At 70.6% G+C, this 13,608-nt stretch carries 10 protein-coding genes; 3 read left to right on the forward strand and 7 right to left on the reverse strand.

All coding sequences use genetic code 11. From position 1 onward, the window contains the following. Window positions 1-70: 70 nt before the first annotated feature. Window positions 71-2,011, reverse strand: a complete 1,941-nt coding sequence (gene yoaA / locus B1991_RS15100) for a DNA repair helicase YoaA (RefSeq protein ID WP_136259501.1) — start codon at window positions 2,009-2,011, stop codon at window positions 71-73. A 109-nt stretch (window positions 2,012-2,120) separates the two neighbouring features. Here yoaA and B1991_RS15105 point away from each other — a divergent pair, with 109 nt between their 5' ends. Continuing rightward, entirely contained in the window at window positions 2,121-2,669 is a 549-nt protein-coding gene (locus tag B1991_RS15105; RefSeq protein ID WP_136259502.1) for a redoxin domain-containing protein, read from the forward strand. A 64-nt stretch (window positions 2,670-2,733) separates the two neighbouring features. Then, the gene (locus tag B1991_RS15110; RefSeq protein ID WP_246031195.1) at window positions 2,734-3,123 is read left to right on the forward strand and encodes an MAPEG family protein; all 390 of its coding nucleotides are present in this window, start codon (window positions 2,734-2,736) and stop codon (window positions 3,121-3,123) included. Window positions 3,124-3,127: 4 nt separating this feature from the next. Here the strand turns inward: B1991_RS15110 and B1991_RS15115 are convergent, their stop codons facing one another. The 5 genes from B1991_RS15115 to B1991_RS15135 all read right to left on the reverse strand — a co-directional run bounded on the left by B1991_RS15115 (window position 3,128) and on the right by B1991_RS15135 (window position 10,956). Further along, window positions 3,128-3,652: a tetratricopeptide repeat protein gene (locus B1991_RS15115; RefSeq protein WP_342773785.1), complete on the reverse strand. Its 525-nt coding sequence runs from the start codon at window positions 3,650-3,652 to the stop codon at window positions 3,128-3,130. A gap of 8 nt (window positions 3,653-3,660) precedes the next feature. Further along, a complete protein-coding gene (gene mrcB, locus B1991_RS15120; RefSeq protein ID WP_136259503.1) occupies window positions 3,661-5,970 on the reverse strand; it encodes a penicillin-binding protein 1B in 2,310 nt (769 codons plus the stop codon). 124 nt (window positions 5,971-6,094) lie between these two features. After that, window positions 6,095-6,970 (reverse strand): SDR family oxidoreductase, encoded by an 876-nt coding sequence (locus B1991_RS15125; RefSeq protein WP_136259504.1) that lies wholly within the window; start codon window positions 6,968-6,970, stop codon window positions 6,095-6,097. 7 nt (window positions 6,971-6,977) lie between these two features. After that, a complete protein-coding gene (locus B1991_RS15130) occupies window positions 6,978-8,699 on the reverse strand; it encodes a hypothetical protein (RefSeq protein ID WP_136259505.1) in 1,722 nt (573 codons plus the stop codon). A gap of 133 nt (window positions 8,700-8,832) precedes the next feature. Further along, the gene (locus B1991_RS15135) at window positions 8,833-10,956 is read right to left on the reverse strand and encodes a bifunctional (p)ppGpp synthetase/guanosine-3',5'-bis(diphosphate) 3'-pyrophosphohydrolase (RefSeq protein ID WP_136259506.1); all 2,124 of its coding nucleotides are present in this window, start codon (window positions 10,954-10,956) and stop codon (window positions 8,833-8,835) included. Between the two features lie 112 nt (window positions 10,957-11,068). Here B1991_RS15135 and B1991_RS15140 point away from each other — a divergent pair, with 112 nt between their 5' ends. Continuing rightward, window positions 11,069-11,593, forward strand: coding sequence for a hypothetical protein (locus B1991_RS15140; RefSeq protein WP_136259507.1), 525 nt, complete (start codon window positions 11,069-11,071; stop codon window positions 11,591-11,593). 28 nt (window positions 11,594-11,621) lie between these two features. On the opposite strand, the gene B1991_RS15145 is transcribed toward B1991_RS15140, so the two are convergent. Then, the coding region (locus tag B1991_RS15145; protein ID WP_136259508.1) for a DUF3418 domain-containing protein at window positions 11,622-13,608 on the reverse strand (1,987 nt) is incomplete at its 5' end.

Here is a 13,608-nt window from a genome sequence, read left to right on the forward strand (position 1 = left end):
GTGTAGGGCGGGCACTGCCCGCCGCTCTTCGGCCTGCATGTGAAGCAGAGGCCGGCGGGCGGTGCCCGCCCTACGAGGTGGCGGTAAAAAAGGCCTGCACGTCGGCCAGTTCGCGGGTGCGCGGCATCGGCGGCACGCTGGCGAGAAAGAGTTTGCCGTAGCCCCTGCCGGTGAGGCGCGGGTCGCACAGCACCAGCACGCCGCGGTCGTGCACGCTGCGGATCAGGCGGCCGGCGCCCTGCTTCAGCGCGATCACCGCGCTGGGCACCTGCCAGCCCATGAACGGGTTGATGCCGGATCGTTCCAGCGCGGCGAGGCGCGCCATCAGCACCGGATCGTCGGGCGCGGCGAACGGCAGCTTGTCGATCACCACCACGCTGAGCGCCTCGCCGACCACGTCGACGCCCTCCCAGAAGCTGGCCGCGCCGAGCAGCACGCCATGGCCGCTGGCGCGGAACTCCTCCAGCAGCCGCGGCCGCGGCGCGCTGCCCTGCACGAACAGCGGCCACGGCACCTTGTCCTGCAGCAGCTCGGCGGCGCGGCGCAGCGCGCGATGCGAGGTGAACAGCAAGAAGGCACGGCCGTTCGACGCTTGCAGCACCGGCAGCACCGCCGCGATCACCTGCTCGGTGTAGTCGCGTGCGTTTGGATCGGGCAGCCCCGACGGCAGGTAGCACAGTGCCTGATGCGCGTAGTCGAACGGGCTGTCCAGGCTCAAGGTCTGCGGCTCGTCCAGCCCGAGCTGGCGCGCGAAGTGGTCGAAGTTGCCGGCTACCGACAGCGTGGCCGAGGTGTGGATCCACGCCGCCTGGGTGCGCTCGCGCAGGCCGCGCATCGGCGCGGCCAGATCCAGCGGCGTGGCGTACAGCGCGAAGCCGCGCGGGAAGGTTTCGTACCAGCGCACGTCCTGCTCGCCGTGCGTTTCGACGATGCGCTGCAGCCGCTCGGCGAACAGTTCGGCGCGCTCGTGCAGGTTGGCAAGGCCGCGCGAGCGCTCGGCCTGCGAGGCGAGCAGCTCAGCCAGCGTGGCCAGCAGTTCGCCCAGCTCGTGCAGCGCGGCGCGCACCTCGGCGCGATCTTCCAGTAGCGCGAACGCGCCGCGCGAGGGCAGCGGATCCATCGCCAGGCGCAGCTTGCGCAGCGCGCCCTGCAGCGCTTCGACCGGCTCCAGCAGCAGGCCGATCGCGCCGGTGACGCCGCTGCATTCGGTCAGCGTGTCCTGCGCCATGTCGGTGAGCTGGCGCGCGCTGAGGCTCTGCGAGAAGAACTGGCCGGCCAGTTCGGGAATCTGGTGCGCCTCGTCGAGGATGAAGGCGGCCGCGCCGGGCAGGATCTCGCCGAAGCCTTCCTGCTTCAGCGCCAGATCGGCGAACAGCAGGTGATGGTTGACCACCACCACGTCCGCCTCCATCGCCTCGCGGCGCGCCTTGAACACGTGGCAGTCCTCGTAGAACGGGCACTCCACGCCGAGGCAGTTCTCCGCGGTGGAGGTGACCCGCGGCCACAGCGGCGATTCCTCCGGCACCTCGGCCAGCTCCATGCGGTCGCCGCGGCGGGTGCGCGCGGACCAGGCGCGGATCGTCGCCAGCTGCGCCGCCTGCGCCGGGGCGAGACTGCCACCGTCGCGCACGGTCTGCTCGAGCCGGTACAGGCACAGGTAGTTCGCGCGGCCTTTCAGCAGCGCCGTCTTCAGGCGCGCGCCGAGCACCGAGCGCACCTTCGGCAGGTCGCGAAAGTACAGCTGGTCCTGCAGCGCCTTGGTGCCGGTGGAGACGATCACCCGCTCGCCCGACAGCAGCGCCGGCACCAGGTAGGCGTAGGTCTTGCCGGTGCCGGTGCCGGCCTCGGCGACCAGCGTGTCGCGCCCGGCGATGGCCTGCCGCACCGCCCGCGCCATCGCCTGCTGCGCCAGCCGCGGCGCGAAGTCCGGCAGCTCGCGCGCGAACGGGCCGTCGGCACCGAGCAAGGCGCCGACGTCGTCGTCGGACGCGGTGTCGTCGGGAGCGATCATCCGCCGATTATGGCCGAGCGACCGCCGCCGACAAAGCGGCGCGGGAACCGCGCCGGCGCCTGGCGCATCCACTGGCATGCCACCCGCCCGTCACTCCAAGGAGGCTGCCGTGAGACTGTTCGCACCCGAAATCGCACCCGTACTCGACCTGGTCGACATTCACGGCCAGGCCATCGCGACCAGCCAACCCGGTCGGCTGACCCTGCTCTCGTTCTTCCGAGATGCGGCCTGCCCGTTCTGCAATTTCCGCATCTACGAGCTGACCCAGCGGCACCAGGAATTGTCCGAGCGCGGGCTGGACGTGGTGGCGGTGTTCAGCGCCTCGCAGGCGGAGGTGCTGCGCTTCGCCGGCCACCGCCCGCGGCCGTTTCCGCTGGCGGCCGACCCCACCTCGCGTGCGCACGAGGTGTACGGCATCGAGCGTTCCCTGTGGCGCAAGTTGAAGGCGATCGTGACACGGGTGCCGACCCTGATCCGCGGCCTGCGCCTGGTCGGCCTGGCCGGCCTCAACACCGGCAACCTGATGCCGGCGGATTTCCTGATCGACGGCCGTGGCCGCATCGTGGAGGCCTATTACGGCCGCGACGCCGGTGACCGGATTCCGCTGCAGCGGGTCGAAAGCCTGCTGCGGCAGGACCGCAACCGTCGCGCGGCGTAGCGGCCACTGGCAAGGGGCGGCGGCTCGGCTCACCATGCGCGCACCATCGCCGGAGGGCTGCTTCGTGACGACCGAACTTTGCATGCTGCTGTGGAGCGTGGTGCTGGGACTGGTGCAGATCGCGCTGGCGGCGAGCTGTTCGTTCGGCCAGCGCGGGCTGGACTGGATCGTCAGCGCACGCGATGAGGTGAAGCCGCCGCTGGTCGGCATCGGCGGGCGGCTTGATCGCGCCCGCGCGAATTTCCTGGAGACCTTTCCGCTGTTCGCCGCGGCGGTGCTGGCTGCCCACGTGCTGCAGCAGCATGACCAGCTCACCGTGCTCGGTGCGCAACTTTATTTCTGGGCGCGCGTGCTCTACGTGCCGGTGTACGCCGCCGGCATTCCCTACCTGCGCTCGCTGACCTGGGCGGTGAGCGTCGCCGGCATCGTCTTGCTGCTGGTGGCGCTGGCCTGAAGTCTCAGTACCGCGGCACGCCCGCCTTGCGGCACTGCTGCACCCATTTGCGCGCAGTCGACGCGCCGGTCTTGTCGTTCGCCTGCAAGCGGGTTTCGACGATGGTCTGCCAGTTGCGCGCGCACAACGGGCCGAGGCGCGGGCCCAGCGTCCACGACTTGTGCGCCAGCTTTTCGGCGCGGACGAAGTTCTTCAGCCGGATGGCGATCTCGGCGCGATCCTGCAGCAGATCGGGCGCCTCGGGGCTGATCTGCAGCGCCTTGTCCAGCGCGGTGGCGGCGGCGGTGTAGTTCCCGCTGCGTTCGTCCTGGGCCGCCTCGGTCATCAGCGCATCCACCGCCGGGTCGCGCAGCGGCTTCACGTCGATGACCGAATCGTCGTGCGCGCCGGCGGCACGAATCGCGGCGACGGCGTCATGATCCGGCGCGACCGCCGGCGCCGCTGCCGGCGCGGAGCGAAACACGCCGCAGCCGGCCAGGGTCGCAAGCAGCGCCGACAGCAGCAGCGGCGCGAGACGTCGTGAAGTCATGGGCACGGTCACGGTGTGGTGGTGGAGGGAGCGGGGGTAGTAACGCCGCCGCCGAACAGGCTTTGCCAGAAGCAGCCTTCGGCATCGGCCGGCAGGCTGCCGGCGACCACCGGCACTTCTTGCGCGCCCTGGCATTGCGGTTCGGTGCGGCGACCGTCGTCGGGGTTGATCCAGGCCATCTCCAGGCCCGGTCCCGGTGCGGCGGACAGCGGCGTGGTCGGCAGCTTGACGAACAGGTCGCGCCAGGCACGCAGACCGCCGCTGGCACCGAACAACGTGGTCGGCTTGTTGTCGTCGCGGCCCATCCAGAACACCGCCAGGTGGTCGCCGGTGAAGCCGGCGAACCAGCTGTCGCGCATGTCGTTGCTGGTGCCGGTCTTGCCGGCGGCATGCAGCGAGGCCAGCGCGGAGTTGCCGATCGCGCTGGCGGTGCCGTACTCGGCCACCTGCTGCATCGCCCAGGTGGTCAGCCGCACCGCCTCCTGGTACTCGCCGGGGCCGGGCTGCACCTGGTAGCGCTTGATCGTGCGGCCCTTGCCGTCGAGCACGCCGCGCACCGCCAGCAGCGGCAGGGCGTGACCATCTGCCGCCAGATACTGATAGAGCTGCGCCACCTGCAGCGGCGACAGGTCGAGCGCTCCGATGAGCAGCGAGGGGCTGGGGTTGACGTCGGTGAGCCCGAACGATTCGAGGAACGCGCGGATGCGCGGCAAGCCCACCGCCATGCCGAGGTGGATGGTGGCGAGGTTCCACGAATGCGCCAGCGCGTCGACCATGATCAGCGGATCGTGGCTGCGGTGGTCGTCGTTCTGCGGCGTCCACATGCTGCCGTTGGGCTGGCGCATGCTGATCGGGCTGTCGTCCATCATGCTGGCCAGATTCCAGCGCTCGGGCTGGGTCAGCGCGACGAGGTAGACGAACGGCTTGATCGTCGAGCCGATCTGCCGGCGGATGTCCAGCGCACGGTTGAAGCCCGGCTCGCCCGGGTTGCGGTTGCCGACCACGGCAAGCACGCTGCCGCTGTGCGCATCGGTGACCACCGCCGCCGCCTGCACGCCGTCGCCGCGCTTGCCAAGGCCCTTGAGCGAGCTGGTGATCGCCTGCTCGGTGTACAGCTGCGCGGCGGGGTCCAGCGTGGTGAAGATCGACAGGTTGCCTTCGCGCAGCGCCTTCTCGTCGAAGTCGGTGGTGATCTGCTTGCGCACCAGGTCCATGAACGCGGGGAAGCGGTTGTGCGGCAGCTGGCCGTCCTTGATCACGTCCAGCGGCGCGGCCTGGCCCGCGTTGAGCTGCGCGGCGCTGATCAGGCCGGTGTCGAAGAACTCCTGCAGCACCAGGTTGCGCCGCGCCAGCGCGCGCTTGGGTGCGCGGCGCGGGTCGTAATAGCTCGGCCCCTTCACCAGACCAACCAGCAAGGCGATCTCCTGCGGCCGCAGCTCCTGCAGCCGGCGCCCGAAATAGAACTCCGACGCGGCGCCGAAACCGTGCACCGCCTGCGCGCCCTGCTGGCCGAGGAACACGTCGTTGACGTAGGCCTCCAGGATGCGCCCCTTGCTGTAGTGCGCCTCCAGCAACAGCGACATCAGCGCTTCGTTGATCTTGCGCGTCAGGGTCTGGTCGCGGCTCAGGAACAGGTTGCGCACCAGCTGCTGGGTCAGCGTGGAGCCGCCCTGCACGGTGTGGCCGGCGCGCAGATTGGCCAGCGCCGCGCGCGCGATCGCGCCGAAGTCGATGCCGATGTTGTTCTTGAAATTGCGGTCCTCGACCGACTGCAGGCCCTTGACCAGCAGCGGCGGCACGTCGCCCAGCTGCACGAAGCGGCGCTCCTCCTGGCTGGCGCCGTACAGCGTGGCAATGCGCGCCGGATCGAGATGGATCTGCTTGATCGACTGCTTGTCCGCCGCGGTACGCACCGAAACCACTTCGCCGCCGCCCAGGGTCACCACGATGCGCTTGGGCAGCTCGCCGCCGTCAGGGCCGGCGTAGCCGCGCGAGGAAATCGTGTAGCGGCTGCCCTGCTTCATCCAGCTGCCGGGCACCTGGCCCTTGCCGTCGTGGCTGTAGCCGGCGAAGGTCAGCTCCAGCTCCAGCGCGGCGCTGGTCATCGGCTCGCCGGCCTGCAGCGGCAGCGGCCGCGCATACACGCGCGTGGGCACCGCGAACACCAGGTCGTTGAAACGATCCTGCACGCGCTTGTTGAGCACCAGCACGTACGGCAACACGAAACCGACCAGCAGGCCCAGGCCGATCCAGAACGGAATGCGCAGCCACGGCCAGCTGCGGCGGGCAAGCGAAAGGGTGCGGTCGAGGAAGCTCAAGGGCGGCGGAATCCGGCAATCAGGTTCCCCGATGATAGGGCGTGCATCCCGGCGGGCCCATGAACGCCGCGGCGGATTTGCGGGCAAATTCGGGGCAATCGGAGGGGCGTGGACGCCGTCAGGCTCACTTTCTGTCCGCGGAAGCCGGGCCGGCGTCCTCGCGTGGCTGGCGCGCCCACGTCGCCGCGTCCGGCTGGAACGGGCGCGGATGGATACCCAGCAAGCGCTGCAGCGGACCGTTGTCGGCGACCAGGTCGCTGTCCAGCCGGCTCAGCGGACCGCGCAGCGGTGGCCACGCGCGCCCAACCAGTTGCAGCAGCCAGGCAGGCAGCGGCAAGCTCACGGTGGTGCGCGGCAGGCTGTCGCGGACCCGCGCGAACATCTGCGGATAAGGCAACCGCTCGCCGCCGCCGATCGGCACGATGCGTCCGGCCGACGCCGGGCAATCCAGCGCGGCCAGCACGGCCTGCGCGATGTCGTCGGCGTGCACCGGCTGGCGCAGGCCGCGCGCCGAGGGGATCGGGAACAGCCGCGTACGCAACGCGCGGCGGGCGATCGGCGTGAGGCTGCGATCCAGCCCCGCGCCATACACCAGGGTCGGCCGCAGCACCGTCCACGCGCAGCCATGCCGGGCGCAGGCGGCAGCCAGCGCGGACTCGCCCTCGCGCAGCTGGCGCGCGATCGCCCGCTCGGCGGGCACCGCCGAATCCCGCTTGGTTTCGGCACTCATCGAACTGGTGGCGACCACCCTCGGTGCGCCGCTCAGGTTGGCGTGGGCCAGCCATTCGGCCAGCGCCAGCAAGGGGCCGAAACTGATGATCGCCGACAGTTCGGGCAGTGTCGGCATGTCGTGCGGCAGGGTGCCGCGCAACCACTGCACGCCGTCGCGTGCGGGCCGCGGGTGCCGGCTCAGTGCCAGCACCGGTTCGCCGGTGGCGCGCAGGCGCGGCAGCAGGAAATGACCGATCTGACTGCTGCCGCCGATGACCAGCACCGTCATGCCGGCCTCACGGCGTGCCTTGCAGGCGTGCGGCGAGATCGATCACGCGCGGATGATTGGGTGCCAGCTTGCGTGCGCGCGCCAGCGACTGGCCGGCACCGATGCGGTCGCCGCCATCGAGCTGCTGCTGGGCACGGTCGACCCAGGCGCTGGCCAGCTGGTTGCTCAGCCCCAACTGCGCCGGATCGCCCGGCGCCAATTCGGCCAGGTTGGCCAGCATGTCGTCGGCCTGTTTCAGCTGGCCGGCCCCGAGGGCCTGCCTGAACAACTGTTCCACCCTGCCCGGCAAGGCCTGCAGACCCTGCCGCGCGAGCACGTCGTTGCCGTCGATCGCCAGCGCGCTGCGATACAGGTCGTATGCGCTGTCGCCCGGCGGCATCATGATGTTGCCGCTGGCGGTGGCTTGCTGCGCACGCTGCACCAGTTGGGCCACGGCGGCGCTTTGCTGCGGCGACAGCGCGGCGGCGACCACCGGGGCCTCGTCGGCCGCCGGCTTCGTCTTGGCAGGCTCTGCCGTGGACGGCTTGCCCACGGGCGGCTTGCTCGCCGGCGGACTGCTCTGCAGCCGCGCGCGTGCGGCGGCCAGATCGGCCGACTTCGGCGCCAGCGCGCTCGCCTGTTCGAGCAACCGGGCGGCTTGCTCCCGGTCGCCGGCATCCATCGCCGCATTGGCCTGCACGGTGAGCGCCTGCGCCACGTCGCCCAGCCCCGCCTTGGCCTCGTTGCTGTCCGGATCCAGCGCCAGCGCGGCCTTGAAATGCGCCAGCGCGGTGTCGTCGCCGGAGCCGGCGATGCGACCATCGCGCAAGGCCTCGCGCCCCTGTTCGATGGCGCTTTTCAGCGCGCTGTCCTGTTGCTGGCGACGTTGCGCCTGCAGCGCGCGCAGCGCCGGCAACGAACCGTTGTTCGGCCGCAACGCGGCGATCTGCAGCACCAGCGGATCGGCCTTGGCCAAGTCGCCCGCTTCCAGCGCATCGTGTGCCTGCACCGCCAGCGCGTTGGCCACCTGGTCCAGCCCGTGTGCGGCCACCGCGTTGCCTGGGTCTGCGCGCAACACGCGCTGATAGAGCGCGCCGGCGCCGTCGGCACCCTCCAGCTTGCCTTGCGCCAGCGCCTGCTTGGCCTGGTCGACCAAGTCGCCGGTGTGCACCTGGCCCGCCTGCGCCTGGCGGATGAGCATGTCGAGGCGATCCACGTCACGCCCGCCACCGAGCAGTTCGCGCGCGACCGTGGCGCGCTGGGTGGCCTCATCCAGGCGGCCTGCCTGCAGCGCGGCATCGGCTTGCGACAACTCGGCCTGGCCGACCTGGCGCAGCCCGGCGCGGGCGCGATCGTTGTCCGGCTCGCTGGCGGCCACCTGCTGGAACAGTTCGCGCGCGCTGGTGCCGTCCTCGCCATCCAGGTGGCCCGCATCCAGCGCCTGCTGCGCCTGCGCCAGCACGCTGTTGAGGTCGGTGCGCGGCAGCATGCCGCGCAGCCGGTTCTGGCTGAGCCAGAGCGCCGCGCCGAGCGCGACGACCAGCAGGATCAATATCGGCAACATCCAGCCGCGACGCCCGCGCGATGCCGCGGTGCGGATCCCGCGAGCCCGACGCCGTTCCGCGGTGACCCGCGGCAGGCCATCGGCAGCGGACGCGCGCGGCTTGCCTTCCACCTGATCGAGGTCGCCCAAGGTGGGCTCGCTCCGGTTCGGTGGCCGGGCATCATGCGGGTTGCGGCGACTGCTCATGATTCGGGGCACTGGCGATAAGCGGTCGCAGCTTAACATCGCGCGATCGGGCGGCCCGGCCTGGGCGGTATCGGCGTTCAGCGTCCAGCGCTGCTGGCGAGGGCGGCGCGGCGCCCGGCAACCCGGCGCCGCGCTAGGCGCTGACGCGGCGCACTTCGGTGACGTTGGGCAGTGCCAGCAGCTTGCCCAGCAGGGTCGACAGCTGTTCGAAATCGCGCACGCGCAAGGTGTAGCGCATCTCCACCTCGCCAGTCTGCGGGCGCGAGCGGCTGGACGAGGCGATGATGTGGGTGCCGGCGTTGCTGATGAGGTTGGTGACGTCCTTCTGCAGCTCCTTGCGATCGTAGCCGCGCAGTTCGATGTCCACCTCGTAGGCCTGGCTGACGGCGTGGCCCCAGCTCACGTCGATCACCCGGTCCGGGTCGCGCCGCGCCAGCCGCGCCAGGCTGCCGCAATCGGCGCGATGCACGGAGACGCCGCGACCCTTGGTGATGTAGCCGCGCACCGTGTCGCCCGGCAGTGGCTGGCAGCAGCGCGCCAGGGTGGTGAGCAGGTTGCCGACGCCTTCGATGCTCAGCGCGCCGTGGTCCAGCGTGGTGGGCCGCGCCGGCGGCGGTGCCGGCGCCGGGGGCGGCGGTTGCGCAGCCTCCTGCAGCACGCGGGCGATCTGGCCGGGAGTGACCTCGCCCAGCGCCAGCGCGATCAGCAGCTCGTCCTGCGTCTGCAGGTGGAATTGCGCGGGCAGCTTGCCGATGTCGGCGGCGGGCAGCGCCAGGCGTTTCAGCTCGCGCTCGAGCATGGCGCGGCCGACGCCGAGGTTGGCGTCGTGCGCGATACGGCGGAACCACGCGCGCACCTTGTCCTTCGCCCGCGCGGTGTTGAGGTAGCCGTGATGCGGCGAGAGCCAGTCGCGGCTGGGTTCGGCGACCTTGGTGGTGAGGATCTCCACGCGGTCGCCGCTCTGCGGCTGGAAGGTCAGCGGCACGATGCGGCCGTTGACCTTGGCGCCGCGGCAGCGGTGACCTACCTCGGTGTGCACCAGGTAGGCGAAATCCAGCACGGTGGCGCCGCGCGCCAGGTCGAACACCTCGCCCTTGGGGGTGAGCAGGTAGACACGGTCTTCCAGCAGCTCGGTCTGCAGCTCGGCGGCGAGGTTGCTGTCGTCGCCGCTGCGCGGCTCCAGCAGCTTGCGCATCCAGGCAATCTTGGCCTCGAACTCGGCGTCGCTGCCGCCGCCCTCCTTGTAGCGCCAGTGCGCGGCCACGCCCAGTTCGTTGGCGCGATGCATGGCGTGGGTGCGGATCTGCACCTCCAGCGTCTTGCCGGCCGGGCCGACCACGGCGGTGTGCAGCGACTGGTAGCCGTTCGGCTTGGGTCGCGCGATGTAGTCGTCGAACTCGTTCGGCAAGTGCGGCCACAGCCCGTGCACGACGCCCAGCGCGGCGTAGCAGTCGGCGATGCTGTCGACCAGCACGCGCACCGCGCGGATATCGTAGAGGTCGGAAAAATCCAGCGACTTGCGCTGCATCTTTTTCCAGATCGAATAGATGTGCTTGGGCCGCCCCGCCAGCTCGGCGTGCAGGCCGGCGGCGTCCAGCGCCTGTTGCAGCTCGTCCAGCGACTGGCGGATGAATGCCTCGCGATCGACGCGGCGCTCGTCGAGCAGTTTCGCGATGCGGCGATAGGTGTCCGGCTGCAGGTAGCGGAACGCCAGGTCTTCCAGCTCCCACTTCAACTGCCAGATGCCGAGCCGGTTGGCCAGCGGGGCATGGATGTCGCGGCTCAACCGCGCCAGCGCGGCGGCCTGCTCGGGTGGCAGCGATACCGCGGCGCGCATCCGCGCGAGCTGGCGCGCCAGCAGCACGAACACCACGCGCAGGTCGCGCACGATCGCCAGCAACAGCCGGCGCAGGCCTTCGTTGGCGCCGCCGGGTGCGCGCTGCGCGTGCAACGCCCACACCTGTTCGGCGGCCTGCTGGCCGGCCACCAGACGCTGCACGTCCGCCGGCAGACCGGGGCAGCGTGCCGCCCACGCCGCGGGATCGACGCGCGCCACCTCGAACCACAACGCCGCCGCCTGGGTCGGCGCATCGCAACCGAGCATGCCGAGCAGGTCGAGGGTGTCGCCGCATTCGGCCTGGTTGACCGGGCGCCCGGCGCAGGCTTCCAGCGCGTCGGCGAGCACCGGCGGCAAGGTGCCCGCACGCGCGCGCCACGACTCCAGCTTGCCGGCTTCGGGGGGCGCGGAGCGAACCATCGGTGGAATCTTCCTCGCTGCAATCAGTGCATCGGTTATTGCCACGGCGAACACCGCGGGGCATGCTTGACCGCATGCCGCCGGCGTCTTGCCGCAGCCATGGATCCGATCGATGAAAGCATACCTGTTCCTGCCACTCGCCCTGTTGTTCTCGCCCCTGGCCATCGCGCCGCTGCACGCGCAGCAGGCCGTCTCGCTGGAACAGCAGATGGGCAAGAAGGAGTTCACGCAAGCGGGGCTGAGCAAGCTGACGCCGGCCGAACTGCAAAGCCTGCAGCGGTGGCTGGCGCTTCATGCCAGCGAGCTGGCAGCCTCGGTGCCCGCCTCGGAGGAGACCTCGGCGGCGGCGGCCGCGGCCAAGTCGCCCGGCCCGTTCGGCCACAAGGCTGAAGCGCCCAAGGTCAAGCGCAACGACAGCATCACCAGCCGCATCGCCGGCGAATTCCGCGGCTGGCAGCACGGCACCACGCTGACTCTGCAGAATGGCCAGCGTTGGCGGGTGAAGGATGACAGCACGCTGGTCGTGCCCGAATCGCTGACCAGCCCGGTGGTGTTCGTGAAGCCGGGCTTCCTCGGCAGCTGGCTGCTGCGCGTGCAGGGCTACAACACCACCGCACGGGTCGAGCCGGCCAACTGACCGCCCGCTTCGCTCGGCGCAACGACGCTCAATCCAGCGCAGCCAGCGCCTTCGCCAGCCGCTTGGCCGACACCGGTTCGGCGGTCTTCAACTCCTGCGCGAACAGCGACACGCGCCATTCCTCGATCAGCCAGCGCAGCTCGGCCAGCGCCGCGGGATCGGTGCCGGCAGCGCGCTGCTGCAGGTACGCGCGCCAGTACGGCAACACTTGCAGCATGCGCTGCTGATCCTTCGCCGGATCCTGGCGCAGGCGTTCGCCACGCAGGCGCATCGCCCTGAGGTAGCGCGGGTAATGCGTCAGTCGCGCCAGCGGCAGGTCGCGCAGGAAGCCGGGCACGAGCAGCGCATCGAACTGCTCACGCAGGTCGTCGTAGCTGGCGCGGGCGAAGCCGAGCAGCGGCGGCTCCAGCCAGGGCTTCGTCTCGGCCTGCGCCTCGATGATCGGTTCGGCCAGCTTGAGCCGTTCGACGCCGGCACCGAACAGCTCGCGCGAGCATTGCGTACGCAACACCTCGAACGCGCCGGCGGTGCGCACGTCCAGTGCATGGCGTTCCAGCAGATCGCTGAAGCCACCTTCGAGCAGGTCTTCGCGCAGGCCGTCGACGCCGCCGAGCGGCGCGTACTTCAGGGCCAGCGCGTTGCCGATCGGCAGCCGGCGACGCGCCTGCTTCGCCTCGCTGGCCAGCGCATTGCGCAGCAGCCGCACCACGCCCTGCCTGTGGGCGGCACGCGCTTCATCAGCGCGCTCGAACACGCGCAAGGCCACCGTCTCGCCCAGGTCGACCAGGGCCGGAAACGCGGTGAGGCCGGCGTCGGAACGCACCTGCGCTGGGATCTCCTCGAAATCCCAGCTGGCCACGTGCTCGCGGGTCAGTTCGATGTCGGTCTTGCGCGAGAACGCCTCGCGTGCCTGGCCTTCCCACTGCCCGCGCAAGGCGGCCAGGTCGCGGCCGCTGGCCAGCGTCCTGCCGCGCTCGTCGTGCAGGCGATAACGCATCAGGAAGTGCGGCGGCAGTTCGATGCCGGCAAATTCGCCGGCGCCGATGTCGACACCGGTCGTGCGTTTCAGGAACGCGGCCAGCACCTTGACCAGCGACTCGTCGCGGGGCGATTCCGCCTCGACGAAGGCGCGGGCGAAATCCGGCGCGGGCACGAAGTTGCGGCGCAGCGCCTTCGGCAGGCCGCGGATCAGTTCGGCCACCTTGTCCGCCAGCAGGCCCGGCACCAGCCATTGGCAACGCGCCGCGGGCAGCGCGTTCAGCATCGCCAGCGGCAATTGAAGGGTCACTCCGTCGGCCTCGTCGCCGGGGACGAAGCGGTATTCCAGCCTGTATTTCTGCGGCGGCATTTCGAGCGCGGCGGGGAAGGCCTTCGCGTCGAGCCCGGCGCCACCGGCCATCACGTCATCCAGCGACCAGCGCAACGCGGCCTGCTCGGCGGGACGCGCCTTGCGATACCACGCATCCAGCGCGCGGCTGCTGGCGATGTCTTGCGGCAACTTGCCCTCGAAGAACGCGACCAGCTCGTCTTCGTGGCGGATCAGCCCTTCGCGGCGTTGCTTCGCCTCGATGCCCTGCGCCTCTTCCAGCACCCGCAGGTTGGCGCGCACGAAATCCGCCTTGGTGTCGATGTCGCCGCGTACCAGCGCCTCACGCAGGAAGATCGCATGCGCCAGCGCCGGGTCCTGCTGCTGGAACGTGACCGGCCGCTTCTCCACCAGCACCAGGCCGAACAGGCTGACCTGCTCGTACGCCACCACGCAGCCGCGCTTCTTCGACCAGTGCGCCTCGCGACAACTCGTGCGCAGCAGGTGCGCCGCCTGCTGCTCGATCCACAGCGGTTCCACCCGCGCGTTCGCCATGCCCCACACGCGCCCGCCCACGTCGAGGATCTGCGCGGAGAAGATCCAGTTCGGCGGCGCCTTCGACAGGGCCGAGCCCGGAAAGACCTGGAACTTGCGCTCGCGGGTGCTCTGGTAGATGCCTTTTTCGTCCTTGCGGCCGACCTGGGTCGGC

Origin of the sequence: Rhodanobacter lindaniclasticus (assembly GCF_004799035.1) — a bacterium.
GTDB classification, from domain to species: Bacteria; Pseudomonadota; Gammaproteobacteria; order Xanthomonadales; family Rhodanobacteraceae; genus Rhodanobacter; species Rhodanobacter lindaniclasticus.

Bases quoted from the DNA above. Each gene is read 5' to 3' on its own strand.
- B1991_RS15125 (WP_136259504.1), bottom strand. From the start codon at position 6,970: ATGACGGTGCTGGTCATCGGCGGCAGCAGTCAGATCGGTCATTTCCTG.
- yoaA (WP_136259501.1), bottom strand. From the start codon at position 2,011: ATGATCGCTCCCGACGACACCGCGTCCGACGACGACGTCGGCGCCTTG.
- B1991_RS15115 (WP_342773785.1), bottom strand. From the start codon at position 3,652: ATGACTTCACGACGTCTCGCGCCGCTGCTGCTGTCGGCGCTGCTTGCG.
- B1991_RS15135 (WP_136259506.1), bottom strand. From the start codon at position 10,956: ATGGTTCGCTCCGCGCCCCCCGAAGCCGGCAAGCTGGAGTCGTGGCGC.
- B1991_RS15140 (WP_136259507.1), top strand. From the start codon at position 11,069: ATGAAAGCATACCTGTTCCTGCCACTCGCCCTGTTGTTCTCGCCCCTG.
- B1991_RS15130 (WP_136259505.1), bottom strand. From the start codon at position 8,699: ATGAGCAGTCGCCGCAACCCGCATGATGCCCGGCCACCGAACCGGAGC.